Raw genomic sequence first — 25434 nt, 5'->3', positions numbered from 1 at the left:
GCGAGATGGCGAAGAAGGCTCTCATCGCGAAGGCTGCCCGCAAGCCCAAGTTCGGCGTGCGTGGCTACACGCGCTGCCAGCGCTGTGGTCGTCCCCACTCCGTGTACCGCAAGTTCGGCCTGTGCCGCGTGTGCCTCCGTGAGATGGCTCACCGTGGCGAGCTGCCGGGCGTGACCAAGAGCTCCTGGTAATCCCTTAGTTGGGATGACCGGAGTCTCTCGGTAAGCATTGGGTATGGCGGATGCCCACCCCTCCATGGCTTAGGCTAGGAGGGTTGGGCGTTCGCCGCCCTTACGACTTACTACGCCGTAGGTCCCCGCGCCGCACCCGTCCCGCCCCTGTGTGGGGAGAGGGATGGCGCATACAGGAAACCCCGGCGAGAGAGGCCGAAGGCCAATTCATGACCATGACTGATCCGATCGCGGACATGCTGACTCGTCTGCGTAACGCGAACTCGGCATACCACGACTCCGTGACGATGCCGCACAGCAAGATCAAGTCTCACATCGCGGAAATCCTCCAGCAGGAGGGCTTCATCACGGGCTGGAAGGTCGAGGACGCCGAGGTCGGCAAGAACCTCGTCCTCGAGCTCAAGTTCGGTCCGAACCGTGAGCGCTCCATCGCGGGCATCAAGCGGATCTCGAAGCCCGGTCTCCGGGTTTACGCGAAGTCCACCAACCTGCCGAAGGTCCTCGGCGGCCTGGGCGTGGCGATCATCTCCACGTCCCACGGTCTCCTGACCGGCCAGCAGGCAGGCAAGAAGGGCGTAGGTGGGGAAGTCCTCGCCTACGTCTGGTAGTCGGGAACGGAGGAATAGCTAATGTCGCGTATTGGCAAGCTGCCTATCCAGGTTCCCGCCGGCGTGGACGTCACCATCGATGGCCGCACGGTCACGGTCAAGGGTTCCAAGGGCACCCTGAGCCACACCGTCGCCGCGCCGATCGAGATCGTTAAGGGCGAGGATGGCGTGCTCAACGTCAACCGTCCGAACGACGAGCGTCAGAACAAGGCCCTTCACGGCCTGTCCCGCACGCTGGTGGCCAACATGATCACCGGTGTGACCCAGGGTTACGTGAAGGCGCTCGAGATCAGCGGTGTCGGTTACCGCGTGGCCGCGAAGGGCTCCGCTCTGGAGTTCCAGCTCGGCTACAGCCACCCGATCCTGATCGAGGCGCCGGAAGGCATCTCGTTCAAGGTCGAGTCGCCGACCAAGTTCTCGGTCGAGGGCATCGACAAGCAGAAGGTCGGCGAGGTCGCGGCGAACATCCGCAAGCTGCGGAAGCCCGACCCGTACAAGGCCAAGGGCGTCAAGTACGCCGGCGAGGTCATCCGCCGCAAGGTCGGAAAGGCTGGTAAGTAAGCCATGGCATACGGTGTGAAGATCGCCAAGGGCGACGCTTACAAGCGGGCCGCCAAGGCGCGCCGCCACATCCGCATCCGCAAGAACGTGTCGGGTACGGCGGAGCGTCCGCGCCTCGTCGTGACGCGTTCGAACCGCGGTATCACCGCTCAGGTCATCGACGACCTCAAGGGTCACACCCTTGCGTCCGCGTCGAACCTGGACGCGTCGATCCGTGGTGGCGAGGGTGACAAGTCCGCGCAGGCCAAGCAGGTCGGCGCTCTTGTCGCCGAGCGCGCCAAGGCTGCCGGCGTCGAGACCGTCGTGTTCGACCGTGGTGGCAACAGGTACGCCGGGCGCATTGCCGCTCTGGCTGACGCCGCCCGCGAAGCCGGGCTGAAGTTCTAAGCCCCGGTTCCGGGACTAACGGACGTAACAGAGAGAGGTAATCCAATGGCTGGACCCCAGCGCCGCGGCAGCGGTGCCGGTGGCGGCGAGCGGCGGGACCGGAAGGGTCGCGACGGTGGCGCTGCCGCCGAGAAGACCGCGTACGTTGAGCGCGTTGTCGCGATCAACCGCGTCGCCAAGGTTGTCAAGGGTGGTCGTCGCTTCAGCTTCACCGCGCTCGTCGTGGTGGGTGACGGTGACGGCACCGTAGGTGTCGGTTACGGCAAGGCCAAGGAAGTTCCCGCGGCCATCGCCAAGGGCGTCGAGGAAGCCAAGAAGAACTTCTTCAAGGTTCCCCGCATCCAGGGCACCATCCCTCACCCGATCCAGGGCGAGAAGGCCGCGGGCGTCGTCCTGCTCAAGCCGGCTTCCCCCGGTACCGGTGTCATCGCCGGTGGCCCGGTGCGCGCCGTCCTCGAGTGCGCCGGCGTTCACGACATCCTGTCGAAGTCGCTCGGCTCCGACAACGCGATCAACATCGTGCACGCGACCGTGGAGGCCCTCAAGGGCCTGCAGCGTCCCGAGGAGATCGCGGCTCGCCGTGGTCTGCCCCTCGAGGACGTCGCTCCCGCGGCTCTCCTCCGTGCGCGTGCTGGGGCGGGTGCGTAATGGCTCGCCTCAAGGTCACGCAGACGAAGTCGTACATCGGCAGCAAGCAGAACCACCGCGACACCCTCCGTTCCCTGGGCCTCAAGCGCCTGGGTGACGTGGTTGTCAAGGAGGACCGCCCCGAGTTCCGCGGCATGGTGCACACCGTCCGCCACCTCGTGACGGTCGAGGAGGTTGACTGACATGGCGGAGAACAGCCCGCTGAAGGCCCACAACCTCCGTCCCGCCCCGGGCGCCAAGACCGCGAAGACCCGTGTGGGTCGCGGTGAGGCCTCGAAGGGTAAGACGGCCGGTCGTGGTACGAAGGGTACGAAGGCCCGTTACCAGGTTCCGGAGCGCTTCGAGGGTGGCCAGATGCCCCTCCACATGCGTCTTCCGAAGCTGAAGGGCTTCAAGAACCCCTTCCGCACCGAGTACCAGGTCGTGAACCTGGACAAGCTCACCGCGCTCTACCCGCAGGGTGGCGAGGTCACGGTGGCCGACCTGGTCGCCAAGGGTGCCGTTCGCAAGAACCAGCTCGTCAAGGTCCTGGGCCAGGGCGAGGTCTCCGTGGCGCTGCAGGTGACGGTCGACGCCGTCTCCGGCTCCGCCAAGGAGAAGATCGCCGCCGCCGGCGGCACCGTCACCGAGCTCGTCTGAGACGACTCGATGGCCTGAACATCCGACCGGGGATGCCTCTCAAAAGGGGCATCCCCGGTTGGTCGTTCCTAGGGGGGCACGGTCGCCGGTAAGGTGGCGTGCAACTCTGTCCTTTACCTCAAGACCGTCACCTCTGACGCACGTGCGCGGGGGTCGCAGGAGGCACCGTGCTCACCGCGTTCGCCCGGGCGTTCAAGACGCCCGACCTGCGCAAGAAGCTGCTCTTCACGCTCGCCATCATCGTGCTGTACCGCCTCGGGGCCCACATCCCGGTGCCGGGCGTCAGCTACGAGGCCGTCCAGCAGTGTGTCAAGCAGGCCAGCGAGGGCAACAACAGCCTGTTCGGCCTGGTCAACATGTTCAGTGGCGGAGCGCTGCTGCAGATCACCATCTTCGCGCTCGGCATCATGCCGTACATCACGGCGAGCATCATCCTGCAGCTGCTGACCGTCGTGATCCCGCGCCTCGAAGCCCTCAAGAAGGAGGGTCAGGCCGGTACTGCCAAGATCACGCAGTACACCCGGTACCTGACCGTGGCTCTCGCCATCCTCCAGGGCACCGGTCTCGTCGCCACCGCCAAGAGCGGTGCGCTCTTCAGCGGCTGCGCCGTCGCCGACCAGGTCGTGCCCGACCCGTCGATCTTCACCATCGCCACCATGGTCATCACGATGACCGCGGGCACCGGTGTCGTCATGTGGCTGGGCGAGCTCATCACCGACCGCGGCATCGGCAACGGCATGTCGATCCTGATGTTCATCTCGATCGCCGCCGGCTTCCCCGGCGCCCTGTGGGCCATCAAGCAGAGCGGCAAGCTCGCCAAGGGCTGGATCGAGTTCGGCACCGTCATCCTCATCGGCTTCGTGATGGTGGCCCTCGTGGTCTTCGTCGAGCAGGCCCAGCGACGCATCCCGGTGCAGTACGCGAAGCGGATGATCGGCCGCAGGTCGTACGGCGGTACGTCCACTTACATCCCGTTGAAGGTGAATCAGGCAGGTGTGATTCCTGTCATCTTCGCGTCGTCGCTTCTCTACATCCCGGCCCTGATCGCGCAGTTCTCGAACAGCACCGCGGGCTGGAAGACCTGGATCGAAGCCCACTTCGTCAAGGGTGACCACCCGTATTACATCGCCGCGTACTTCCTCCTGATCGTGTTCTTCGCCTTCTTCTATGTGGCGATCTCGTTCAACCCCGAGGAAGTCGCGGACAACATGAAGAAGTATGGTGGCTTCATCCCGGGTATCCGGGCTGGTCGACCTACTGCCGAGTACCTGAGCTACGTGCTCAACCGGATCACTTGGCCGGGCTCGCTGTACTTGGGTCTGATCGCTCTTGTGCCGACGATGGCGTTGGCAGGCTTCGGTGGCGCCAATGCCAACTTCCCCTTCGGTGGGACGAGCATCCTCATCATCGTGGGTGTGGGGCTGGAGACCGTGAAGCAGATCGAGAGCCAGCTCCAGCAGCGCAATTACGAAGGGTTCCTCCGCTGATGCGAATCGTCCTCGTCGGACCGCCCGGTGCGGGCAAGGGCACGCAGGCCGCGTACCTCGCCAAGAACCTGGGCATCCCGCACATCTCTACGGGCGACCTGTTCCGTGCCAACATCTCGCAGGGCACGCCGCTGGGCGTAGAGGCGCAGTCGTACATGAAGGCCGGCCAGCTCGTGCCGGACTCCGTGACGATCGGGATGGCCGAGGACCGCATGCGCCAGGCGGACGCCGAGGGCGGCTTCCTGCTCGACGGCTTCCCGCGGAACGTGGCCCAGGCCGAGGCCCTGGACGCCTTCCTCAAGGCCGACGGCATCGAGCTGGACGCGGTCCTGGACCTCGAGGTCCCCGAGGACGAGGTCGTGAAGCGGATCGCGGGTCGCCGCATCTGCCGCAACGACTCCGCGCACGTCTTCCACGTGACGTACAACGCTCCGAAGACCGAGGGCGTCTGCGACGCCTGCGGCGGCGAGCTGTACCAGCGCGACGACGACACGGAGGAGACCGTCCGCAAGCGCCTGTCGGTCTACCACACCGAGACCGAGCCGATCATCGACTACTACCGGGCGCAGAACCTGGTCGCCACGATCTCCGCGCTCGGCAAGGTGGACGAGGTCACCGCCAAGGCGATGGACGCGCTCAAGAAGTAACCCTGGTTCGTTCGATACGGCCGCGGTGCCCCTCGGGGGCGTCGCGGCCGTATCGTTGTTCTGTTCCCCGTACTCGAAGGAAAGGCCCCGGCCACGATGGTGCAGATCAAGACCCCCGAGCAGATCGCGAAGATGCGCGAGGCGGGCCTGGTCGTCGCCGCCATCCACGCGGCGACGCGTGAGGCGGCCGTGCCGGGTGCGACGACGAAGGACCTCGACGAGGTCGCGCGGAAGGTCATCGCCGACCACGGGGCGAAGTCGAACTTCCTCGGGTACGGCGGGTTCCCCGCGACGATCTGCACCTCGGTGAACGAGGTCGTCGTCCACGGCATCCCCGACGAGAAGACCGTCCTCAAGGACGGCGACATCATCTCGATCGACTGCGGTGCGATCGTGGACGGCTGGCACGGCGACGCCGCGTACACCGCCTTCGTCGGCACCGGTCACGCCCCGGAGCTGATCGAGCTCTCCCGGGTGACCGAGGAGTCGATGTGGGCCGGCATCGCGGCCATGAAGCTCGGCAACCGCCTGGTGGACATCTCGAAGGCGATCGAGTCGTACATCAAGCGCCAGCCGCGCCCCGCGGTGGGCGACCACAGCCTCGGCCGCTACGGCATCATCGAGGACTACGGCGGCCACGGCATCGGTACAGAGATGCACATGGACCCGCACCTCCTGAACTACGTCTCCCGCAAGCGCGGCAAGGGCCCCAAGCTGGTCCCCGGCCTCTGCCTGGCGATCGAGCCGATGGTCTCCCTGGGCACCCCGCGCACGGAGGTCCTGAAGGACGACTGGACGGTCATCACGACCGACGGCACCTGGTCCTCCCACTGGGAGCACTCCATCGCCCTGACCGAGGAGGGCCCCCTGGTCCTCACGGCGGTCGACGGCGGCAAGGCGAAGCTGGCGGAACTGGGCGTGACGGCTGCGCCGGACCCCTTGGCGTAGGACCGGGGCCCGGCGGGCGGCTGCGCGGGACCCCCGTCCGCCGGACGGAGTCCTGCGTCGGGGATGGGGTCGGGGGCAAGGCGAAGCTGGCCGAGCTTGGTGTCACGGCGGCGCCGGACCCGCTGGGTTAGAGCGTTTCGTCCTTTGCGTAATGATCTTCTACGGTGGGCAGACTTCCCGATTCGTCTTTTCCTGGGGCCTGACGTAGACTGATGCGTCGGCTCTCGTGTACCCGTGTGCCTGCACGCGGCGAAGAGAGTCGATCAAGGTAGCCGATTCGAAAGGCGAAGCGTGGCCAAGAAGCAAGGTGCCATCGAAATCGAGGGCACCGTGATCGAGTCCCTCCCGAACGCCATGTTCAAGGTGGAGCTCCAGAACGGTCACAAGGTCCTCGCGCACATCTCCGGCAAGATGCGGATGCACTACATCCGAATCCTCCCGGACGACCGGGTCGTCGTGGAGCTCTCTCCGTACGACCTGACGCGTGGCCGGATCGTCTACCGGTACAAGTAGATCTTGCCCGCACCCGCCCTCCGCGCGGGTGATGGCACTGACCCGGAGAACCTCACATCCCATGAAGGTCAAGCCGAGCGTCAAGAAGATCTGCGACAAGTGCAAGGTGATCCGCCGTCACGGCCGGGTCATGGTCATCTGCGACAACCTGCGCCACAAGCAGCGCCAGGGCTGACGCACGCCGACCGACCTGCATTTCGCAGTTCTTCGCGCGACGCATAGCAATACGTACATACGCAGAGCCCGTCCGACCGTGTCCCACGGTTGACGGCACCTCCGGCGGGGGCCGGGGACCCGACCTGTACCTCATACGGCAGCCGGGAATGGTTCTGCAGCAGACCCCCGAGAACACAGGAGCCATTGAATGGCACGCGTTTCCGGTGTTGACATCCCGCGTGAAAAGCGTGTGGTGGTCGCACTCACCTACGTCTTCGGTATCGGGCGCACCCGGTCCGAGGAGATCCTCGCCGCCACTGGCGTGAACGAGTCCACCCGTGTCCGCGACCTTGCCGAGGAAGACCTCGTCAAGATCCGCGAGTACGTGGACGCCAACCTCCAGACCGAGGGTGACCTCCGCCGCGAGATCGCCGCCGACATCCGCCGCAAGGTCGAGATCGGCTGCTACCAGGGCCTCCGCCACCGTCGTGGCCTGCCCGTCCGCGGCCAGCGCACCAGCACGAACGCTCGTACCCGCAAGGGCCCGCGTCGCGCCATCGCCGGTAAGAAGAAGCCGGGCAAGAAGTAGTCCTCAGCGGACGCTTGACCAAGCGGTCTTCGCTGTAGGACCGACCACCTCCCGTAGGAGTAAGAGATGCCCCCCAAGGGTCGTCAGGGCGCTGCCAAGAAGGTGCGCCGCAAGGAAAAGAAGAACGTCGCTCACGGCCACGCGCACATCAAGAGCACGTTCAACAACACGATCGTCTCGATCACGGACCCCTCGGGCAACGTGATCTCCTGGGCCTCCGCCGGCCACGTCGGCTTCAAGGGCTCGCGCAAGTCCACCCCCTTCGCCGCGCAGATGGCCGCCGAGTCGGCCGCCCGCCGCGCGCAGGAGCACGGCATGCGCAAGGTCGACGTCTTCGTCAAGGGTCCCGGCTCCGGCCGTGAGACCGCGATCCGCTCCCTCCAGGCCACGGGCCTCGAGGTCGGTTCGATCCAGGACGTCACCCCCACGCCGCACAACGGCTGCCGTCCCCCCAAGCGCCGCCGCGTCTGACGCATCGGCTGCTTGACCTGGACTTTCGGGCGGTGCGTCCCCTTTCGGGGGCGTACCGCCCGTACCCTTGCAGTACGCAGTACTCCGAGGACGTCAAATAGTGGGCGTCCACGAATGAAGGAATCACAGACATGCTGATCGCTCAGCGTCCGTCGCTGACCGAAGAGGTCGTCGACGAGTTCCGCTCCCGGTTCGTCATCGAGCCGCTGGAGCCGGGCTTCGGCTACACCCTCGGCAACTCCCTCCGCCGTACCCTCCTCTCCTCGATCCCGGGTGCCGCTGTCACCAGCATCCGCATCGACGGTGTCCTGCACGAGTTCACCACCGTGCCGGGCGTCAAGGAGGACGTCACCGACCTCATCCTCAACATCAAGCAGCTGGTCGTCTCCTCGGAGCACGACGAGCCGGTCGTGATGTACCTGCGCAAGCAGGGCCCGGGTCTGGTCACCGCCGCCGACATCGCGCCCCCGGCCGGTGTCGAGGTGCACAACCCCGACCTCGTTCTGGCGACCCTGAACGCCAAGGGCAAGCTGGAGATGGAGCTGACCGTCGAGCGCGGTCGCGGCTACGTCTCCGCAGTCCAGAACAAGCAGGTCGGCCAGGAGATCGGCCGCATCCCGGTCGACTCGATCTACTCGCCGGTCCTCAAGGTCACCTACAAGGTCGAGGCGACCCGAGTCGAGCAGCGCACCGACTTCGACAAGCTCATCGTCGACGTCGAGACCAAGCAGGCCATGCGCCCGCGTGACGCCATGGCGTCCGCCGGCAAGACCCTGGTCGAGCTGTTCGGTCTCGCCCGCGAGCTCAACATCGACGCCGAGGGCATCGACATGGGCCCGTCCCCGACGGACGCCGCCCTTGCCGCCGACCTGGCGCTGCCGATCGAGGAGCTCGAGCTCACCGTTCGTTCGTACAACTGCCTCAAGCGCGAGGGCATCCACTCCGTGGGTGAGCTCGTCGCCCGCTCCGAGGCCGACCTGCTCGACATCCGCAACTTCGGTGCGAAGTCGATCGACGAGGTCAAGGCGAAGCTGGCCGGTATGGGCCTCGCGCTCAAGGACAGCCCGCCCGGATTCGACCCGACGGCTGCGGCTGACGCCTTCGGCGCCGATGACGACGCGGACGCCGGTTTCGTCGAGACCGAGCAGTACTAAGAGCTCGGGCCTCACGGTCCGTACGTGGGTGCGGGAGCGCTGTGCTTGATCGCGCCCCGCGACGGAGTCGCAAATCGACGCCGCCCCGCGCCCCTTCCGGCCTCGCCCCTTCGGGGCGCGGCCGGATCTCCGACGGGTGACCGCCCGCTCGGACACTGACATCGGTACCTCATACGGCCGGTGCAGATCACAAGGAGAATCACCATGCCGCGTCCCGCGAAGGGTGCCCGCCTCGGCGGTTCCGCCGCGCACGAGAAGCTGCTCCTCGCCAACCTGGCGAAGTCGCTCTTCGAGCACGGCCGCATCACCACGACCGAGGCCAAGGCCCGTCGCCTGCGTCCGGTCGCCGAGCGCCTGATCACCAAGGCGAAGAAGGGCGACATCCACAACCGTCGCCTGGTGCTGCAGACGATCACCGACAAGGGCATCGTCCACACCCTCTTCACCGAGATCGCCCCGCGCTACTCGGAGCGTCCGGGTGGTTACACCCGTATCACCAAGATCGGCAACCGTCGTGGCGACAACGCCCCGATGGCCGTGATCGAGCTGGTCGAGGGCGAGATCGCCAAGAAGGCGACCGTTGCCGAGGCCGAGGCCGCCACCAAGCGCGCCGTCAAGGAGGCCGACGAGGCCGCCGCCGTCGAGGCGACCGAGGACGAGGCGAAGGACGCGTAAGCGTTTTTCGTACGTTTCTCGTGAGCGGGCCCGTACCCCCTGGGGTGCGGGCCCGTTCCCGTGTGTCTGAGCTGCTTTTGAGAGGATCGCCGCGTGAGCGATGACGTGCAGGACGGGTTCGTACGGGTTCGGCTTGACCTGTCGTACGACGGCAAGGACTTCTCCGGCTGGGCCAAGCAGGCCCAGGGGCAGCGGACCGTACAGGGAGAGATCGAGGACGCCCTGCGGACCGTCACCCGGTCCAAGGAGACGTACGAGCTGACCGTCGCCGGCCGGACCGACGCCGGGGTGCACGCGCGCGGCCAGGTCGCCCATGTCGACCTGCCCGTGGAGGTGTGGGCCGAGCACCGGGACAAGCTGCTGCGGCGGCTCGCCGGGCGGCTCTCCCACGACGTGCGGGTGTGGAGCGTGGAAGAGGCCCCCGCGGGCTTCAACGCCCGGTTCTCCGCCATCTGGCGCCGCTACGCCTACCGCGTCACCGACAACCCCGGCGGCGTCGACCCGCTGCTCCGCGGGCACGTGCTCTGGCACGACTGGGCCCTCGACATGGACGCCATGAACGAGGCCGCCACCGCGCTCGTCGGCGAGCACGACTTCGCCGCGTACTGCAAGAAGCGCGAGGGCGCCACCACCATCCGCACGCTCCAGGTACTGCGCTGGGAGCGGCGCGAGGACGGGATCCTGGAGGCGACCGTCAAGGCGGACGCCTTCTGCCACAACATGGTCCGCTCGCTCGTCGGTGCCCTGCTCTTCGTCGGCGACGGCCACCGGCCCGTCGACTGGCCCGGCAAGGTGCTCGCCGCCGGCGTCCGGGACTCGGCCGTCCACGTCGTGCGGCCGCACGGCCTCACCCTCGAAGAGGTCGGCTACCCGGCGGACGAGCTGCTCGCCGCCCGCAGCCGGGAGGCGCGCAACAAGCGGTCACTCCCCGGAGCCGGCGGCTGCTGCTGAGGCCTGGGCGCGGCCCCGGGCGTAGATCTGGTTGAAGGCGAAGGTGCCGAGGTCGTCGCTGCCCTGGAAGACGGGCTTGTCGGCCTTGGTGACCTTCTTGCCGTTGGCGAAGCCGGCCTGGGTGAAGTAGGCGTAGCGGCCGATCGCGTTCGAGCGGCGCAGGCAGACCGTGGCGTGGCAGAAGTCACCCACTCCCGCGCCCGTCAGGGGCGCGATGCCGCCGCTGGCCTGGTCCTTCGCCTTCTGGGCCGCCGCCTCGGAGGGGAAGACGGCGACGCCGACGGTGATCGCCACGCCGTCCTTCACATAGGTGGCGCGGAGCACCCGCTCGCAGCCGTTCCGCTTCAGGACCGGGCCGAGGCCGCCCTGGGTGACGGCCGCGCAGTTCGTCGTGGCGGAGGTCGCGCCCTTCTTGTACGCGCGGCCGTCCATGGTCAGCTTCTTGCCCGGGAAGAGGCCCTCGGCGCTGAGCGGGGCCTTGTCCTTCTTCGGGTCGGAGATGTAGTCCTTCGGGTTCGGCGGGGGCGGCGGCGCCACCGACGAGAACGTCGGCTCGGGGGTCGGCGTGCCCGTGGGGGAGACCGAACCGGTGGGGACCGGGTGGTTCTTGGCCTCGTCGTTCTCCTGGTTGGTGCTGACGACGGCGGTCGCGACGATCGCGCCCACGGCCACCGTGGCCAGGACGCCGCCCGCGATCAGCAGGAGGCGCTTGCGGCGGCCGCGCGAGGCCGAGGCGTCGGCCAGGGCGCCCCAGTCGGGGGTGTCGGTGCCGGCCTGCGCGCCGGGGAAGGGGTTCGGCTGCTGAGGCTGCTGCGGCTGGTAGGGCTGCGGGTAGCCGTAGCCCGGCTGCTGCCCCTGCCCTTGCTGTGGCGGATACCCGTATCCGGGCTGCTGTCCGTACCCCTGCTGCCCCTGCTGCTGCGGCTCTTGCGGCCACTGCGGTCCCCCAAAGCTCATGCCGCGCATCCTAAACCGGTTGGGCGGGGCCCCGGCGGGCGGTGACAATGCATCCCATGGGACATGTCGAGGCCGCGCATCTGGAGTACTACCTTCCCGACGGGAGGGTCCTGCTCGGGGACGCCTCCTTCCGGGTCGGGGAGGGCGCCGTCGTCGCCCTCGTCGGGGCCAACGGCGCCGGCAAGACCACACTGCTCCGGATGATCGCAGGGGAGCTCCAGCCGCACGGCGGCACCGTCACCGTCAGCGGCGGGCTCGGCGTGATGCCGCAGTTCGTCGGCTCCGTACGGGACGAGTCCACCGTCCGTGACCTGCTCGTCTCGGTCGCCCAGCCCCGGATCCGGGAGGCCGCCAAGGCCGTCGACGAGGCCGAGCACCTGATCATGACCGTCGACGACGAGGCCGCCCAGATGAAGTACGCGCAGGCCCTCAGCGACTGGGCCGAGGTGCAGGGCTACGAGGCCGAGACCCTCTGGGACATCTGCACGATGGCCGCGCTGGGCGTCCCGTACGACAAGGCGCAGTTCCGACAGGTCAGGACCCTCTCCGGCGGCGAGCAGAAGCGGCTCGTCCTGGAGTCGCTGCTGCGCGGCCCCGACGAGGTCCTGCTCCTCGACGAGCCCGACAACTACCTCGACGTCCCCGGCAAGCGGTGGCTGGAGGAGCGGCTGCGGGAGACCCGTAAGACCGTGCTCTTCATCTCCCACGACCGGGAGCTGCTCTCCCGGGGTGCGCAGAAGATCATCGCGGTCGAGCCGGGACCGGCCGGTTCGGACGTCTGGGTGCACGGCGGCGGCTTCGACACCTTCCACGAGGCGCGGCGGGAGCGGTTCGCCCGCTTCGAGGAGCTGAAGCGGCGCTGGGACGAGAAGCACGCGCAGCTGAAGAAGCTGGTGATCAACCTGCGGCAGGCGGCAGCGGTCAGCCACGAGATGGCGTCCCGGTACGCGGCGGCGCAGACCCGGCTGAGGAAGTTCGAGGAGGCGGGGCCGCCGCCGGAGCCGCCGCGCGAGCAGGACATCCGGATGCGGCTGCGCGGCGGGCGGACCGGTGTGCGGGCCGTGACCTGCGAGAACCTTGAGCTGACCGGTCTGATGAAGCCGTTCTCCCTGGAGATCTTCTACGGGGAGCGGGTCGCCGTCCTCGGCTCGAACGGGTCCGGGAAGTCGCACTTCCTGAGGCTGCTCGCGGGGGACCGGTCGGTCGCCCACACGGGTACGTGGAAGCTCGGCGCGCGGGTCGTGCCGGGGCACTTCGCGCAGACCCACGCGCACCCGGAGCTGGCCGGGCGGCCGCTCGTCGACATCCTGTGGACCGAGCACGCCAAGGACCGGGGCGGGGCGATGTCGATGCTGCGGCGGTACGAGCTGGAGCGGCAGGGTGACCAGCCGTTCGACAAGCTGTCGGGCGGGCAGCAGGCGCGGTTCCAGATCCTGCTCCTTGAGCTCGCCGGCACCACGGCGCTGCTCCTGGACGAGCCGACGGACAACCTGGACCTGGAGTCCGCCGAGGCCCTCCAGGAGGGCCTGGAGTCGTACGACGGGACGGTGATGGCCGTCACGCACGACCGCTGGTTCGCGAAGAGCTTCGACCGGTTCCTGGTCTTCGGGTCGGACGGGGTCGTACGCGAGACGTCGGAGCCGGTGTGGGACGAGCGACGGGTGGACAGGGTCCGGTAGGTGGTCGTGGGGAGGGCCCTGGCGCGGGAGGCGCGTTCGGGGCTGTGCCCACCCTCCCCCAAGCTCTCGGCTTCGCTCGAGCAGGGGGGACCCCCCTCGCCCTGCGGAACGATTGCCCACAGCCGGGTCACCGGCCGTTTTGACCCTGGTGGGGTGCGCGGGTACTGTTGCGGTTTGTTATGCGTATTGGCTTCGTGGTTCTCACACGAGCGGCCTTTACGCAGGTTCCCTGGAGCAGTTACCAGTGGCTCGCATACGGGCGTCGTCCCGGCAGTGCAGGCCCCAGCTGCATGATCGCTTCAGGTGTGTCTGGACTCCATCCACTGAAGAAGCGAAGGCTACGAAGTGCGTACGTACAGCCCTAAGCCCGGCGATGTGACTCGCCAGTGGCACATCATCGACGCGCAGGACATCGTCCTGGGCCGCCTGGCGACGACGGCTGCGAACCTCCTGCGAGGCAAGCACAAGCCCGTCTACGCCCCCCACATGGACATGGGCGACTTCGTCATCATCATCAACGCCGACAAGGTTCACCTGTCCGGCAACAAGAAGACCCAGAAGATGGCCTACCGCCACTCTGGCTTCCCGGGTGGTCTGCGCTCCGTCCGTTACGACGAGCTGCTCGCCAAGAACCCCGAGAAGGCCGTCGAGAAGGCCATCAAGGGCATGATCCCCAAGAACTCCCTGGGCCGTCAGATGCTCTCGAAGCTGAAGGTCTACGCGGGCGAGAACCACCCGCACGCTGCCCAGCAGCCGGTTCCGTTCGAGATCACCCAGGTCGCGCAGTAATTCCGGCCACACCCCCTAAGAACGAAAGAAATCTGAGGAGCATCGTGGCCGAGACCACCCCCGAGACCCCCGTCGACGAGTTCGAGGGCGTCGAGGAGTACACCACCGAGACCGAGCTCGTCGAGGGTGAGTACACCTCCGAGTCGCTCGCGTCCCGCTTCGGCGACCCGCAGCCGGCCGCCGGCCTGGGCCGTCGCAAGAACGCCATCGCCCGCGTCCGGATCGTTCCGGGCACCGGCAAGTGGAAGATCAACGGTCGCACCCTTGAGGACTACTTCCCCAACAAGGTGCACCAGCAGGAAGTCAACGAGCCCTTCAAGGTGCTCGAGCTCGACAACCGCTACGACGTCATCGCCCGCATCGCGGGTGGCGGTGTCTCCGGCCAGGCCGGCGCCCTGCGCCTCGGCGTGGCCCGTGCGCTGAACGAGGCGGACGTCGAGAACAACCGCCCGGCGCTGAAGAAGGCCGGCTTCCTCTCCCGTGACGACCGTGCGGTCGAGCGGAAGAAGGCCGGTCTCAAGAAGGCCCGCAAGGCTCCGCAGTACAGCAAGCGCTAATCACGCCTGCTCGCTGCTTTCGTACGCCCCGGCGGCACTGCCCGTGCCGTCGGGGCGTACGTTTTTTCATAACCTCTTTCAAAACTTTGGGCACGTATTCTCGGAGGACAGCTGTGGGACGACTCTTCGGCACGGACGGCGTACGCGGCGTCGCCAACGCGGACCTGACGGCGGAGCTCGCGCTCGGCCTGTCCGTCGCGGCCGCGCACGTGCTCGCCGAGGCGGGCACCTTCGAGGGCCACCGGCCGACCGCCGTGGTCGGGCGGGACCCGCGCGCCTCCGGAGAGTTCCTCGAAGCGGCCGTCGTCGCGGGCCTCGCCAGCGCCGGCGTCGACGTGCTGCGCGTCGGCGTCCTGCCCACCCCGGCCGTGGCCCACCTCACCGGCGTCCTCGGCGCCGACCTCGGCGTGATGCTCTCCGCCAGCCACAACGCCATGCCCGACAACGGCATCAAGTTCTTCGCCCGCGGCGGCCACAAGCTCGCCGACGACCTCGAGGACAAGATCGAGGGCGTGTACGAGGAGCACCGCACCGGCGCCCCGTGGGAGCGCCCGACCGGTTCCGGCGTCGGCCGTGTGCGCGACGTCGGCGAGGGCTTCGAGACGTACGTCTCGCACCTCATGTCCGTGCTCCCCAACCGTCTCGACGGCCTCAAGATCGTCCTCGACGAGGCCCACGGCGCCGCCTCCGGCGTCTCGCCCGAGGCCTTCTCCCGCGCCGGCGCGCAGGTCGTCACCATCGGCGCCGAGCCCGACGGCCTCAACATCAACGACGGCTGCGGCTCCACCCACCTGGGCCTGCTCAAGGCCGCCGTCGTCGAGCACGGCGCCGACCTGGGCATCGCCCACGACGGCGACGCCGACCGCTGCCTGGCCGTGGACGCCGCCGGCAACGAGGTCGACGGCGACCAGATCCTCGCCGTGCTCGCCCTCGCCATGCGCGAGGCCGGCACCCTGCGCGGCGACACCGTCGTCGCGACCGTCATGTCGAACCTGGGCTTCAAGCTCGCCATGGAGGGCGCGGGCCTGCACCTCGTCCAGACCGCGGTCGGCGACCGCTACGTCCTGGAGTCCATGAAGGAGAACGGCTACGCCCTCGGCGGCGAGCAGTCGGGCCACGTCATCGTGCTCGACCACGCCACCACCGGCGACGGCACCCTCACCGGCCTGATGCTGGCCGCCCGCGTCGCCGCCACGGGCCGGTCGCTCGCGGACCTCGCCGGCGTCATGGAGCGGCTGCCGCAGATCCTCATCAACGTCAAGGACGTCGACAAGTCCCGGGTGAACACCTCCGGCGAGCTCGCCGCGGCCGTCGCCGACGCCGAGCGGGAGCTGGGCTCCACCGGCCGCGTCCTGCTGCGCCCCTCCGGCACCGAGCCGCTGGTGCGCGTCATGGTCGAGGCCGCCGACATCGAGCAGGCCCGCTCGGTCGCGCAGCGCCTCGCGGACGTCGTGAAGTCCGCACTGGGCTAGGCTTTCTGAGGCACCGTCATGCAGAGTGAGGGCCCCCACCGGATGCTTGGAGTTCCAGCAGCCGGGCGGGGGCCCTCCTCCGTACGGTCAGACCTTCGGTGCGCGGCGCCAGCGGCCCCGCTGGGTGCGCCACAGCGCCTTCTGCCCGTACAGGGTGAGAGTCCCGGCCAGCATGATGCCGAAGAGGTTGAGCGTCAGCTGCGCGATCGAGCCCCACATCTGGCCCAGGTCGCCGTAGCTGAGCGCCACCGCCGCGTTCGCGCCCGCCGGGACCGTCGTCACCGAGATCGCCACGCCCACCAGGGCCCCGGACTTGGACGAGGTCAGGGACAGGGTGCCCGCGATGCCCGCGAGCAGCGCCACGACGAAGGAGAACGGGTCCGGCTGCCAGATGAAGCTGGTGTTGGGGCGGTCCGCGTCCAGCTGCGCCTTGCTGAACAGGCCGAGCGCGTCCATCCCCAGGCTGAACAGCGTCGTCGCGATCATCGCCGCCGTGAAGCCGACGAACAGCGCCATCAGCGAGCGCGCCGCCAGCTTCGGATGGCGCTGCACGACCGCCGTACAGACACCGGCCAGCGGGCCGAACTCCGGGCCGACCGCCATCGCGCCCACGATCAGGATCGCGTTGTCCAGGACGACACCGCAGGCCGCGATCATCGTCGCCAGGATCATGAACGCGCTGTACGTGATCGAGAGCGTCGACTCCTCGTGCGTCGCCCCCGCCAGCTGCTCCCAGATCACCGCGTCCGCCGGCTCGCCCGGGGCCTCCAGCTCGGCCGCGTCCGCGCGGGTGGAGAGGGACAGGTCGATGTTCTCGACGGCGATCGAGCCGTCCTGGTCGATCCTCAGCTCACGCAGCCCGTGCAGCAGTTCGTCGCCCGCCTCGCGGGCCACGTCGCACATCACCACATCGCCCGAGGGGTCCCGGGCCGCGCCGGTGAGCACCACCAGATGGGCGGTGCCGACCGTCGACTCGATCAGCCGCACCGCGGCGGGGGTGCGGTCGGGCGGGACGATCAGCCTCAGATGCAGCATGTGCCGAGCGTACGGAGCTCAGAGCTTACGGAGGCTCAGGCGCTGCACCTTGTGGTCGGGGCCCTTGCGGACGACGAGGGTCGCGCGGCCGCGTGTCGGGGCCACGTTCTCCAGCAGGTTCACCTTGTTGATGGTCCGCCACATCGTGCGGGCGTAGTCGAAGGCCTCGTCCTCGGAGACCTGCGTCCAGCGCCGGAAGTACGAGGACGGGTCCTGGAACGCGGTGTCCCGCAGCTTCCGGAAGCGGTTCAGGTACCAGCGCTCGATGTCCTCCGGCCGGGCGTCCACGTACACCGAGAAGTCGAAGTAGTCGGCGAGACCGACGCGGGTGCGGCCGTCCTTGCCGGGCAGCGCCGGCTGGAGGACGTTGAGACCCTCCACGATGAGGATGTCCGGGCGGCGCACGACGAGCCGCTCGCCGGGCACCCGGTCGTAGATCAGGTGCGAGTAGACCGGCGCCGAGACCTCGTCCTTGCCCGCCTTGACGTCCGCGACGAAGCGGGTCAGGGCCCGGCGGTCGTACGACTCGGGGAAACCCTTCCGGGACATCAGACCGCGCGACTTCAGCTCCTCCATCGGGTAGAGGAAGGCGTCCGTCGTCACCAGCTCCACCCGCGGGTGCTCCGGCCAGCGGGCGAGCAGCGCCTGCAGCAGCCGGGAGACCGTCGACTTGCCGACGGCCACCGAACCGGCGACCCCTATGACGAACGGCGTGCCGCGCTGCTCGGCGCTCTCGCCGAGGAAGGTGTTCAGCGCGCCGCGCAGCCCGCTGGTGGCCTGCACGTACAGATTGAGCAGCCGGGACAGCGGGAGGTAGACGTCCCGCACCTCGTCGAGGTCGATGACGTCCCCGAGGCCGCGGAGCCGCTCGACCTCGTCGGCGGTCAGCGGGAGCGGCGTCTTGTCGCGCAGGGCGCTCCACTCGGCGCGGGTGAGGTCGACGTACGGGGTCGCCTCGGACGGCCGGCGGTGCCCCGTCCCGTTGCGGGGGCTCCCGTGTCCGGCGCCCTCTTTGGTCCCGGCGCCGTTGCGGGGGCCGTCTCCGTCGGAGCTTCGTGGCGGCGAAGTGATCACCCCGCCATTGTCGGGGGTCGGAGGCGTCCGTGGGTCGTGGGGTCGGTCACGTGGCGAAAGCGGTCATACGGTCCCCGTGGAGCCGCCGACGCGCGCCCCGCGTCGACTCCGGCCGGTGGCAGGGGTTCCGGCGTAGCCTGCCGTCATGTGCGGAATCGTGGGATACGTCGGCGGGCAGTCGGCGCTTGATGTGGTCGTCGCGGGGCTGAAGCGGCTGGAGTACCGGGGGTACGACTCCGCCGGCGTCGCCGTGCTCGCGGACGGCGGGCTCGCCGCCGCCAAGAAGGCGGGCAAGCTCGTCAACCTGGAGAAGGAGCTCGTCGACCGGCCGCTGCCCGGCGGCTCCGTCGGCATCGGACACACCCGCTGGGCCACCCACGGAGGCCCCACCGACGTCAACGCGCACCCGCACCTGGACAACGCCGGGCGCGTCGCCGTCGTCCACAACGGCATCATCGAGAACTTCGCCGCCCTCCGGGAGGAACTCGCCGAGCGCGGCCACACGCTGCTCTCCGAGACCGACACCGAGACCGTCGCCCACCTCCTCGCCGAGGAGTTCTCGTCCGTGGGCGATCTGGCCGAGGCCATGCGGCTCGTCTGCCGCCGCCTCGACGGCGCCTTCACCCTCGTCGCCGTCCACGCCGACCAGCCCGACGTCGTCGTCGGCGCCCGCCGGAACTCGCCGCTCGTCGTCGGCGTGGGGGAGGGCGAGAACTTCCTCGCCTCCGACGTGTCCGCCTTCATCGCCCACACCCGGTCCGCCATCGAGCTCGGCCAGGACCAGGTCGTCGAGCTGACCAGGGACGGCGTCACCGTCACCGACTTCGAGGGCGTGCCCGCCGAGGTCCGCGCCTACCACGTCGACTGGGACGCCTCCGCCGCCGAGAAGGGCGGCTACGCCTCCTTCATGCTCAAGGAGATCGCCGAGCAGCCCAAGGCCGTCGCCGACACCCTCCTCGGGCGGATCGACGGCGCCGGCCGGCTCGTCCTCGACGAGGTGCGCATCCCCGACGCCGTGCTCCGCGAGGCCGACAAGGTCGTCGTCGTCGCCTGCGGCACCGCCTTCCACGCCGGGCTCATCGCCAAGTACGCCATCGAGCACTGGACCCGGATCCCCTGCGAGGTCGAGCTCGCCAGCGAGTTCCGCTACCGCGACCCGATCCTCGACCAGCGCACCCTCGTCATCGCGATCTCCCAGTCCGGCGAGACCATGGACACGCTGATGGCGCTGCGGCACGCGCGGGAGCAGGGCGCGAAGGTCCTCGCCGTCTGCAACACCAACGGCTCGACGATCCCGCGCGAGTCGGACGCGGTCCTCTACACGCACGCCGGGCCCGAGGTCGCCGTCGCCTCGACGAAGGCCTTCCTGACGCAGCTGGTGGCCTGCTACCTGCTCGCCCTCTACCTCGGCCAGGTGCGCGGCACCCAGTGGGGCGACGAGATCCACGCCGTCGTCCGCGACCTCGCCCGGATCGGCGAGGACGTCGAGCGCGTCCTGGAGACCATGGAGCCCGTACGGGTGCTCGCCCGGTCCCTCGCCGACAAGGACACGGTCCTCTTCCTGGGCCGCCACGTGGGCCACCCGGTGGCCCTGGAGGGCGCCCTGAAGCTCAAGGAACTCGCGTACATGCACGCGGAGGGCTTCGCGGCGGGCGAGCTCAAGCACGGGCCGATCGCGCTCGTCGAGAAGGACCTGCCGGTGGTGGTGATCGTGCCCTCGCCGCGCGGGCGTTCCGTCCTCCACGACAAGATCGTCTCCAATATCCAGGAGATCCGGGCCCGGGGGGCGCGGACCATCGTCATCGCCGAGGAGGGCGACGACGCCGTCGTCCCGTACGCCGACCACCTCGTCCGCATCCCCGCCACGCCTACGCTGCTCCAGCCGCTGGTCGCCACCGTGCCGCTCCAGGTCTTCGCCTGCGAGCTCGCCACCGCGCGGGGCAACGAGGTCGACCAGCCGCGCAACCTGGCCAAATCCGTGACCGTGGAGTGAGTGGGAAATGATCATTGGGGTGGGGATCGATGTGGCGGAGATCGACCGCTTCGCCGCGTCCATCGAGCGCACGCCGGGGCTGCTGCAGCGCCTCTTCGTCGAGCGGGAGGTCCTCCTCCCGAGCGGCGACCGACGCGGGCCCGCGTCCCTCGCCGTCCGCTTCGCCGCGAAGGAGGCCCTCGCGAAGGCCCTCGGCGCGCCGGGCGGCCTCCACTGGACGGACGCGGAGGTGTACGTCGAGAACAGCGGCCAGCCGCGGCTCCGGGTCCGCGGGACGGTGGCGGCGCGCGCGGCGGAACTGGGCGTCAAGCACTGGCACGTGTCGCTGAGCCATGACGCGGGGGTGGCATCGGCGGTGGTGATCGCGGAGGGCTGAGACGCCCGGCGCTCCCCGTCGCGGGCGCCGACCCGCCGGGTGTGGGGTCTGCGCGGAGGGGGCTTCGGCGGGAGACTGCTCGCATGCGTACCGCTTATCGCGTGGAGACCGTCCGGGCCGCCGAGGCCGAGCTCATGGCCCGCCTTCCGGACGGCGCGCTCATGCAGCGCGCCGCCGCCGGCCTCGCCGCCGCCTGTTGTTCGCTGCTCGGGAAGGGGCGGGTGTACGGCGCCCGGGTCGTCCTCCTCGTCGGCAGCGGCGACAACGGCGGCGACGCCCTGTACGCCGGGGCCCGGCTCGCCCGCCGCGGGGCGGGGGTGTCGGCCGTGCTGCTCGGGGAGCGGGCGCACGAGGGCGGGCTCGCCGCGCTGCGGGCCGCCGGCGGCCGGGTCGTCGACGATCCGTACGACGTGCTCGCCGGCGCCGACCTCGTCCTCGACGGCATCACCGGCATCGGGGGCCGCGGCGGGCTGCGCCCCGACGCCGTGCCCGTCGCCCGCGCCGCGCGCGGTTCCGACGCCGTCGTCGTCGCCGTCGACCTGCCGAGCGGGGTCGACGCCGACACCGGCGAGGTCCACGGGGAGGCGCTGCGGGCCGACGCGACGATCACCTTCGGGGCGTACAAGCCGGGTCTGCTGGTCGACCCGGCGCGGGAGTACGCGGGCGCGCTGCGGCTCGTCGACATCGGGCTCGGAGACGTACTCCCCGGCGTGCCGGACCTGGAGGCCCTCCAGCACGAGGACCTGGCGTGGCTGCTGCCCGTGCCGGGCGCCGAGAGCGACAAGTACCGGCGGGGTGTCGTCGGGGTGCTCGCCGGATCGGCACGCTATCCGGGTGCCGCCGTGCTCGCCGTCGCCGGGGCGCTGCGCGGCGGGGCGGGGGCCGTGCGGTACGTGGGCCACGCCGGTGACACGGTGATCGCCGCGCACCCCGAGACCCTGGTGCACCCCGGACCCCCCGACAAGGCCGGGCGGGTCCAGGCCTGGGTCGTGGGGCCCGGTCTCGGGGAGGGCCCGGGCACGGGGGTCGCCGTCGCGGGGGTCCTCGCCTCGGACGTTCCCGTGCTCGTCGACGCGGACGGCCTGCGGGCCATCGCGCCGGACGCCGTGCGGTCCCGTACGGCTCCGACCCTGCTCACCCCGCACGCCGGCGAGGCGGCGGCGCTGCTCGGCGTCGCGCGGGAGGAGGTCGAGGCGGGGCGGCTCGCGGCGGTGCGCGAACTGGCGGGCCGTTTCGGGGCGACGGTCCTCCTGAAGGGCTCGACGACGGTGGTGTGCGGGGCGGGCGGGACCGGTCCCGTACGGGTCAACCCGACGGGGACGTCCTGGCTCGCGACGGCGGGCAGTGGCGATGTGCTGTCCGGGCTCGCCGGGTCGCTTCTCGCGGCGGGGCTTCCGGCCTTCGACGCGGCCTCCTGTGCGGCGTACCTGCACGGGCTCGCCGCGCGGCGGGCGTCCTCGGGCGGTGCGCCGGTGACGGCTACGGAGGTCGCGGACTCGCTCCGGGGGGCGTGGCGGGACGTGATGGGCGCGCCGTAGGCGTCCACCCCCCACTCGGGCGAACACCGTTGACCCAGCCGTGGGTTCCCGCGCGCTGTCGGCGCGTGGGGCGGATTGGGTGGGTGGGGTGACCAGTTGGAGAAGTCGTACCGCGCCCGTGTTGTTCGTTCTCGCCGCGTCCCTCGCCCTGGGACCCGTCGCCCTCGCCGCCCCGCCGGCCGGTGGCCGCCTCGCCGCCCCGCCCGTCGGTGGCCGCCTCGCCGCGGATCCCGCCGCCGACCCCGATCCGCTCGTGCCCGGGCTCGTCGGGGGCGGGCGGGCCGAGTACCCGATGGATACGCCCGATCAGGTGCTGCCGCCCCTCCCGACGGAGGGCGACGCGGTCGTGCCCGAGCCCGAGGAGCAGGTCGACGAGCTGGTCGAGTTCCTGCCGCGCAGCGCCGTCGGCGGGGCCGCCTGCACCGCGAAGGCGGGGACCTATCAGCGGCAGGTCGAGCGGCTGCTCAGGCTGCCCGTCGACGGGAGGCAGTCCGCCGCCGACTGCCGGGCGATCCGCGCCTTCCAGGTGAAGGAGAAGATCAAGCCGGCCGTCGGGTTCGCCGGTCCCGTCACCTGGGCCCGCGCCGAGCTGCTCGCCGCCCGGAAGAACCTCGACCCGGGCCGGCGCTGCCCCGTGAAGTCGTACACCGTCGCCTGCGTCGACCTCAATCGACAGCTCATGTGGGTGCAAAAGGGGAAGAAGGTGACATACTCCGTCGTCAACGTGCGGACCGGGCGGCCCGGTTACGCCACCCGCACCGGCTGGCACACCGTCTACTGGCGCCACAAGGACCACTGGTCGTCCATCTACGACACCCCCATGCCGTACGCCCAGTTCTTCAGCGGTGGCCAGGCGTTTCACGCAGTCTACGGACAGCTCGCCACGCCCGGCGGAAGCCGTGGCTGCGTCAATCTCAGCTACGCGAACGCGCGGAAACTCTGGGGCGCCCTCCGCAAGGGTGACCGGGTCTACATCTGGGGAAAGCGGCCCGGGCGCTGACACCTGAGAGACTGGGCGCGATGACTGAGACGACTCCGCCCCTCAGGGCCCGCGCCGAGATCGACCTCGGCGCGCTGCGTGCGAACCTCCGCACGCTGCGCGCCCGGGTCGCCCCGCACGTCCGGATCATGGCCGTTGTCAAGGCCGACGGGTACGGACACGGCGCCCTGCGCTGCGCCCGCGCCGCCCTGGAAGCGGGTGCGGACTGGCTCGGCACGGCCACCCCGCACGAGGCGCTCGCGCTGCGCGCCGCCGGGATCACGGACGTGCCGGTCATGTGCTGGCTCTGGACCCCCGGCGACCCCTGGGACCAGGGCATCGAGGCCGGGCTCGACATGTCCGTGAGCGGGATGTGGGCCCTGGAGGAGGTCGTCGAGGCGGCGAAGGCCGTCGGGAAGACCGCCCGTATCCAGCTCAAGGCCGACACCGGGCTCGGACGCAACGGCTGCCAGCCCGCCGACTGGCCCGAGCTCGTCGAGGCCGCCCTCAAGGCGGAGGTCGACGGGCTCGTCAAGGTGACCGGTCTCTGGTCGCACTTCGCCTGCGCGGACGAGCCGCACCACCCGTCGATCGCCGCCCAGCTCGACCTCTTCCGCTCGATGCTCGCCCACGCCGAGCGGGCGGGGGTGCGCCCCGAGGTCCGGCACATCGCGAACTCGCCGGCCACCCTCACGCTGCCCGAGGCCCACTTCGACCTGGTCCGGCCCGGCATCGCGATGTACGGCGTGTCGCCGAGCCCCGAGCTCGGCACCTCCGCCGAGCTCGGCCTGCGGCCCGTCATGTCGCTCAAGGCGAGCGTCGCGCTGGTGAAGCAGGTGCCCGGCGGGCACGGCGTGAGCTACGGCCACCACTACGTCACCGAGGGCGAGACCACCCTCGGCCTCGTCCCGCTCGGGTACGCCGACGGGATTCCCCGGCACGCCTCCGGGCGCGGGCCCGTCCTCGTCGGCGACCGCGTCCGCACGGTCGCCGGGCGCGTCGCCATGGACCAGTTCGTCGTCGACCTCGGCGGGGACACTCCCGAGCCCGGCACCGAGGCCGTGCTCTTCGGCCCCGGCGACCGGGGCGAGCCGACCGCCGAGGACTGGGCGGTGGCCGCCGGCACCATCGCGTACGAGATCGTCACCCGGATCAGCGCGCGCGTCCCGCGCGTCTACCTGGGGGAGTAGCCCGCCATGGCGGAGCCGAGCGGCAGCAGCTGGCGGAGGGCCGGGTTCGCCGGTGCCGCGATAGGCGTCCTCGCCGCCGGAGCGGCCGCCGGGGTCGCCGTCGAGCGGCTCACGGTGGGCCGTTCCGTACGGCAGAAGGCCCGGCTCGCCCTGGACGCCGCCGGGCCGTACGGCGGGCTGCGCGGCACGCCCGGCCGGGCCCTCGCCGACGACGGGACCGTCCTGTACTACGAGGTGGACGAGGTCGAGCCGGACACCTCGTCGCCCGGCCGCCGCCGGCGGCTCTTCGGGCGGAAGGCCCCGGCCCCCGTCACCGTCGTCTTCAGCCACGGCTACTGCCTCAACCAGGACTCCTGGCACTTCCAGCGGGCCGCCCTGCGCGGGCTCGTCCGCACCGTCCACTGGGACCAGCGCAGCCACGGCCGCTCCGGGCACTCCCAAGCCGGTTCCGACGGGGGGCCCGTCTCCATCGACCTGCTCGGCCGCGACCTCAAGGCCGTCCTCGACGCGGCCGCGCCCGAGGGGCCGCTCGTCCTCGTCGGGCACTCCATGGGCGGCATGACCGTGATGGCGCTCGCCGAGCAGTACCCCGAGCTGATCCGCGACCGGGTCGCCGGCGTCGCCCTCGTCGGCACCTCGGCGGGGAAGCTGGACGAGGTGTCGTACGGGCTGCCGCTCGCCGGCGTCAACGCCGTCCGGCGGGTCCTGCCGGGCGTCCTGCGGGCCCTCGGCTCCCAGGCGGAGCTGGTCGAGCGCGGGCGCCGGGCGACCGCCGACCTCTTCGCCGGGCTGATCAAGAAGTACTCGTTCGCCTCGAAGGACGTCGACCCGGCCGTCGCCCGCTTCGCCGAGCGGATGATCGAGTCGACCCCGATCGACGTGGTCGCCGCCTTCTACCCGGCCTTCGCCGAGCACGACAAGGCCGCCGCCCTCGCCGCCTTCGCCGAGCTGCCGGTGCTCGCGCTCGCCGGGGACAACGACCTGGTCACCCCCAGCTCGCACACCGAGGCCATCGCCGCCCTCCTGCCGGACGCCGAGCTGGTCATCGTCCCGGACGCGGGCCATCTGGTGATGCTGGAACACCCGGAGGCGGTCACCGACCGCCTGGCCGACCTGCTGGTCCGGGCCGGTGCGGTCCCGGCGGGGGAGCCGTTCCGTACGAGCTAAGTT

Annotated in this window: 30 protein-coding genes; 27 read left to right on the top strand and 3 right to left on the bottom strand. The window is 70.1% G+C overall.

Going from position 1 to position 25434, the window contains the following annotated elements:
• Window positions 1–5: 5 nt before the first annotated feature.
• The 17 genes from ACZ7HT_RS35405 to truA all read left to right on the top strand — a co-directional run bounded on the left by ACZ7HT_RS35405 (window position 6) and on the right by truA (window position 10625).
• Window positions 6–191: a type Z 30S ribosomal protein S14 gene (locus ACZ7HT_RS35405; RefSeq protein WP_003948630.1), complete on the top strand. Its 186-nt coding sequence runs from the start codon at window positions 6–8 to the stop codon at window positions 189–191.
• 209 nt (window positions 192–400) lie between these two features.
• Entirely contained in the window at window positions 401–799 is a 399-nt protein-coding gene (rpsH, locus tag ACZ7HT_RS35400) for a 30S ribosomal protein S8 (RefSeq protein WP_015035585.1), read from the top strand.
• A gap of 21 nt (window positions 800–820) precedes the next feature.
• Window positions 821–1360, top strand: coding sequence for a 50S ribosomal protein L6 (rplF, locus tag ACZ7HT_RS35395; RefSeq protein ID WP_073810162.1), 540 nt, complete (start codon window positions 821–823; stop codon window positions 1358–1360).
• Between the two features lie 3 nt (window positions 1361–1363).
• Window positions 1364–1747, top strand: a complete 384-nt coding sequence (rplR, locus tag ACZ7HT_RS35390; RefSeq protein ID WP_351793016.1) for a 50S ribosomal protein L18 — start codon at window positions 1364–1366, stop codon at window positions 1745–1747.
• Window positions 1748–1792: 45 nt separating this feature from the next.
• Window positions 1793–2395 carry a 30S ribosomal protein S5 gene (gene rpsE / locus ACZ7HT_RS35385; protein ID WP_015035588.1) on the top strand — a complete coding sequence of 201 codons (603 nt, stop codon included), beginning with the start codon at window positions 1793–1795 and terminating at the stop codon, window positions 2393–2395.
• On the top strand, window positions 2395–2577 hold the full coding sequence (rpmD, locus tag ACZ7HT_RS35380) for a 50S ribosomal protein L30 (RefSeq protein WP_041130781.1): 183 nt from the start codon (window positions 2395–2397) through the stop codon (window positions 2575–2577). The genes rpsE and rpmD overlap by 1 nt, the downstream gene beginning before the upstream one ends.
• 1 nt (window position 2578) lies before the next feature.
• Complete coding sequence (gene rplO / locus ACZ7HT_RS35375; protein WP_471173632.1) at window positions 2579–3034, top strand: 50S ribosomal protein L15; 456 nt, start codon at window positions 2579–2581, stop codon at window positions 3032–3034.
• A 167-nt stretch (window positions 3035–3201) separates the two neighbouring features.
• A complete protein-coding gene (gene secY / locus ACZ7HT_RS35370; protein ID WP_471173631.1) occupies window positions 3202–4521 on the top strand; it encodes a preprotein translocase subunit SecY in 1320 nt (439 codons plus the stop codon).
• Complete coding sequence (locus ACZ7HT_RS35365; protein WP_471173630.1) at window positions 4521–5168, top strand: adenylate kinase; 648 nt, start codon at window positions 4521–4523, stop codon at window positions 5166–5168. Before secY ends, ACZ7HT_RS35365 begins: the two co-directional genes overlap by 1 nt.
• A 96-nt stretch (window positions 5169–5264) precedes the next feature.
• Window positions 5265–6116, top strand: a complete 852-nt coding sequence (gene map, locus ACZ7HT_RS35360) for a type I methionyl aminopeptidase (RefSeq protein WP_471173627.1) — start codon at window positions 5265–5267, stop codon at window positions 6114–6116.
• A gap of 291 nt (window positions 6117–6407) precedes the next feature.
• Window positions 6408–6629 (top strand): translation initiation factor IF-1, encoded by a 222-nt coding sequence (gene infA, locus ACZ7HT_RS35355; RefSeq protein WP_003956442.1) that lies wholly within the window; start codon window positions 6408–6410, stop codon window positions 6627–6629.
• 61 nt (window positions 6630–6690) lie between these two features.
• A complete protein-coding gene (gene rpmJ / locus ACZ7HT_RS35350) occupies window positions 6691–6804 on the top strand; it encodes a 50S ribosomal protein L36 (protein WP_003956441.1) in 114 nt (37 codons plus the stop codon).
• Window positions 6805–6993: 189 nt separating this feature from the next.
• Window positions 6994–7374 (top strand): 30S ribosomal protein S13, encoded by a 381-nt coding sequence (rpsM, locus tag ACZ7HT_RS35345; RefSeq protein WP_024755422.1) that lies wholly within the window; start codon window positions 6994–6996, stop codon window positions 7372–7374.
• A gap of 66 nt (window positions 7375–7440) precedes the next feature.
• On the top strand, window positions 7441–7845 hold the full coding sequence (gene rpsK / locus ACZ7HT_RS35340) for a 30S ribosomal protein S11 (protein WP_003956432.1): 405 nt from the start codon (window positions 7441–7443) through the stop codon (window positions 7843–7845).
• A gap of 131 nt (window positions 7846–7976) precedes the next feature.
• Window positions 7977–8999, top strand: a complete 1023-nt coding sequence (locus ACZ7HT_RS35335) for a DNA-directed RNA polymerase subunit alpha (RefSeq protein ID WP_004946635.1) — start codon at window positions 7977–7979, stop codon at window positions 8997–8999.
• Between the two features lie 204 nt (window positions 9000–9203).
• Window positions 9204–9674, top strand: a complete 471-nt coding sequence (gene rplQ / locus ACZ7HT_RS35330; protein WP_031012120.1) for a 50S ribosomal protein L17 — start codon at window positions 9204–9206, stop codon at window positions 9672–9674.
• A 93-nt stretch (window positions 9675–9767) separates the two neighbouring features.
• On the top strand, window positions 9768–10625 hold the full coding sequence (truA, locus tag ACZ7HT_RS35325; protein WP_471173624.1) for a tRNA pseudouridine(38-40) synthase TruA: 858 nt from the start codon (window positions 9768–9770) through the stop codon (window positions 10623–10625).
• Here truA and ACZ7HT_RS35320 read toward each other — a convergent pair.
• Window positions 10596–11582 carry a hypothetical protein gene (locus ACZ7HT_RS35320; RefSeq protein ID WP_471173622.1) on the bottom strand — a complete coding sequence of 329 codons (987 nt, stop codon included), beginning with the start codon at window positions 11580–11582 and terminating at the stop codon, window positions 10596–10598. The genes truA and ACZ7HT_RS35320 overlap by 30 nt on opposite strands.
• 56 nt (window positions 11583–11638) lie before the next feature.
• Between ACZ7HT_RS35320 and ACZ7HT_RS35315 the strand changes: the two genes are divergently transcribed.
• From ACZ7HT_RS35315 to glmM, 4 genes are all read left to right on the top strand, one after another.
• A complete protein-coding gene (locus tag ACZ7HT_RS35315; RefSeq protein ID WP_471173620.1) occupies window positions 11639–13261 on the top strand; it encodes an ABC-F family ATP-binding cassette domain-containing protein in 1623 nt (540 codons plus the stop codon).
• Window positions 13262–13606: 345 nt separating this feature from the next.
• Window positions 13607–14050 carry a 50S ribosomal protein L13 gene (gene rplM, locus ACZ7HT_RS35310; RefSeq protein ID WP_030687790.1) on the top strand — a complete coding sequence of 148 codons (444 nt, stop codon included), beginning with the start codon at window positions 13607–13609 and terminating at the stop codon, window positions 14048–14050.
• A gap of 44 nt (window positions 14051–14094) precedes the next feature.
• Window positions 14095–14607 (top strand): 30S ribosomal protein S9, encoded by a 513-nt coding sequence (gene rpsI / locus ACZ7HT_RS35305; RefSeq protein ID WP_015035601.1) that lies wholly within the window; start codon window positions 14095–14097, stop codon window positions 14605–14607.
• Between the two features lie 113 nt (window positions 14608–14720).
• On the top strand, window positions 14721–16079 hold the full coding sequence (glmM, locus tag ACZ7HT_RS35300; protein ID WP_471173618.1) for a phosphoglucosamine mutase: 1359 nt from the start codon (window positions 14721–14723) through the stop codon (window positions 16077–16079).
• 87 nt (window positions 16080–16166) lie between these two features.
• Here the strand turns inward: glmM and ACZ7HT_RS35295 are convergent, their stop codons facing one another.
• Window positions 16167–17114 (bottom strand): DUF389 domain-containing protein, encoded by a 948-nt coding sequence (locus ACZ7HT_RS35295; RefSeq protein ID WP_471173617.1) that lies wholly within the window; start codon window positions 17112–17114, stop codon window positions 16167–16169.
• An 18-nt stretch (window positions 17115–17132) separates the two neighbouring features.
• Window positions 17133–18188 (bottom strand): type I pantothenate kinase, encoded by a 1056-nt coding sequence (gene coaA / locus ACZ7HT_RS35290; protein WP_471173615.1) that lies wholly within the window; start codon window positions 18186–18188, stop codon window positions 17133–17135.
• 145 nt (window positions 18189–18333) lie between these two features.
• On the opposite strand from coaA, the gene glmS reads away from it, so the two are divergent.
• From glmS to ACZ7HT_RS35260, 6 genes are all read left to right on the top strand, one after another.
• Complete coding sequence (gene glmS / locus ACZ7HT_RS35285; protein ID WP_471173613.1) at window positions 18334–20181, top strand: glutamine--fructose-6-phosphate transaminase (isomerizing); 1848 nt, start codon at window positions 18334–18336, stop codon at window positions 20179–20181.
• A gap of 7 nt (window positions 20182–20188) precedes the next feature.
• Window positions 20189–20557 carry a holo-ACP synthase gene (locus ACZ7HT_RS35280; protein WP_471173611.1) on the top strand — a complete coding sequence of 123 codons (369 nt, stop codon included), beginning with the start codon at window positions 20189–20191 and terminating at the stop codon, window positions 20555–20557.
• Between the two features lie 83 nt (window positions 20558–20640).
• Window positions 20641–22095, top strand: a complete 1455-nt coding sequence (locus tag ACZ7HT_RS35275; RefSeq protein WP_471173610.1) for an NAD(P)H-hydrate dehydratase — start codon at window positions 20641–20643, stop codon at window positions 22093–22095.
• 118 nt (window positions 22096–22213) lie between these two features.
• The gene (locus ACZ7HT_RS35270; protein ID WP_471173608.1) at window positions 22214–23095 is read left to right on the top strand and encodes a L,D-transpeptidase; all 882 of its coding nucleotides are present in this window, start codon (window positions 22214–22216) and stop codon (window positions 23093–23095) included.
• 20 nt (window positions 23096–23115) lie between these two features.
• Window positions 23116–24264, top strand: a complete 1149-nt coding sequence (gene alr / locus ACZ7HT_RS35265; RefSeq protein ID WP_471173606.1) for an alanine racemase — start codon at window positions 23116–23118, stop codon at window positions 24262–24264.
• A 6-nt stretch (window positions 24265–24270) separates the two neighbouring features.
• Entirely contained in the window at window positions 24271–25431 is a 1161-nt protein-coding gene (locus ACZ7HT_RS35260; protein ID WP_471173604.1) for an alpha/beta fold hydrolase, read from the top strand.
• The last annotated feature ends 3 nt before the right edge of the window (window positions 25432–25434 follow it).

This window comes from Streptomyces sp. NPDC037410 (assembly GCF_055602235.1).
The sequence above is the reverse complement of the archived record's forward strand: the minus strand, read 5'-3'. Positions and strand labels throughout refer to the sequence as shown.

Excerpts from the sequence above, each read along its gene's own strand:
- ACZ7HT_RS35405 (WP_003948630.1), top strand. The coding sequence starts at position 6 with ATGGCGAAGAAGGCTCTCATCGCGAAGGCTGCCCGCAAGCCCAAGTTC.
- rpsH (WP_015035585.1), top strand. The coding sequence starts at position 401 with ATGACCATGACTGATCCGATCGCGGACATGCTGACTCGTCTGCGTAAC.
- rplF (WP_073810162.1), top strand. The coding sequence starts at position 821 with ATGTCGCGTATTGGCAAGCTGCCTATCCAGGTTCCCGCCGGCGTGGAC.
- rplR (WP_351793016.1), top strand. The coding sequence starts at position 1,364 with ATGGCATACGGTGTGAAGATCGCCAAGGGCGACGCTTACAAGCGGGCC.
- rpsE (WP_015035588.1), top strand. The coding sequence starts at position 1,793 with ATGGCTGGACCCCAGCGCCGCGGCAGCGGTGCCGGTGGCGGCGAGCGG.
- rpmD (WP_041130781.1), top strand. The coding sequence starts at position 2,395 with ATGGCTCGCCTCAAGGTCACGCAGACGAAGTCGTACATCGGCAGCAAG.
- rplO (WP_471173632.1), top strand. The coding sequence starts at position 2,579 with ATGGCGGAGAACAGCCCGCTGAAGGCCCACAACCTCCGTCCCGCCCCG.
- ACZ7HT_RS35365 (WP_471173630.1), top strand. The coding sequence starts at position 4,521 with ATGCGAATCGTCCTCGTCGGACCGCCCGGTGCGGGCAAGGGCACGCAG.
- map (WP_471173627.1), top strand. The coding sequence starts at position 5,265 with ATGGTGCAGATCAAGACCCCCGAGCAGATCGCGAAGATGCGCGAGGCG.
- rpmJ (WP_003956441.1), top strand. The coding sequence starts at position 6,691 with ATGAAGGTCAAGCCGAGCGTCAAGAAGATCTGCGACAAGTGCAAGGTG.
- rpsM (WP_024755422.1), top strand. The coding sequence starts at position 6,994 with ATGGCACGCGTTTCCGGTGTTGACATCCCGCGTGAAAAGCGTGTGGTG.
- rpsK (WP_003956432.1), top strand. The coding sequence starts at position 7,441 with ATGCCCCCCAAGGGTCGTCAGGGCGCTGCCAAGAAGGTGCGCCGCAAG.
- ACZ7HT_RS35335 (WP_004946635.1), top strand. The coding sequence starts at position 7,977 with ATGCTGATCGCTCAGCGTCCGTCGCTGACCGAAGAGGTCGTCGACGAG.
- rplQ (WP_031012120.1), top strand. The coding sequence starts at position 9,204 with ATGCCGCGTCCCGCGAAGGGTGCCCGCCTCGGCGGTTCCGCCGCGCAC.
- ACZ7HT_RS35320 (WP_471173622.1), bottom strand. The coding sequence starts at position 11,582 with ATGAGCTTTGGGGGACCGCAGTGGCCGCAAGAGCCGCAGCAGCAGGGG.
- ACZ7HT_RS35315 (WP_471173620.1), top strand. The coding sequence starts at position 11,639 with ATGGGACATGTCGAGGCCGCGCATCTGGAGTACTACCTTCCCGACGGG.
- ACZ7HT_RS35295 (WP_471173617.1), bottom strand. The coding sequence starts at position 17,114 with ATGCTGCATCTGAGGCTGATCGTCCCGCCCGACCGCACCCCCGCCGCG.
- glmS (WP_471173613.1), top strand. The coding sequence starts at position 18,334 with ATGTGCGGAATCGTGGGATACGTCGGCGGGCAGTCGGCGCTTGATGTG.
- ACZ7HT_RS35280 (WP_471173611.1), top strand. The coding sequence starts at position 20,189 with ATGATCATTGGGGTGGGGATCGATGTGGCGGAGATCGACCGCTTCGCC.
- ACZ7HT_RS35275 (WP_471173610.1), top strand. The coding sequence starts at position 20,641 with ATGCGTACCGCTTATCGCGTGGAGACCGTCCGGGCCGCCGAGGCCGAG.
- alr (WP_471173606.1), top strand. The coding sequence starts at position 23,116 with ATGACTGAGACGACTCCGCCCCTCAGGGCCCGCGCCGAGATCGACCTC.
- ACZ7HT_RS35260 (WP_471173604.1), top strand. The coding sequence starts at position 24,271 with ATGGCGGAGCCGAGCGGCAGCAGCTGGCGGAGGGCCGGGTTCGCCGGT.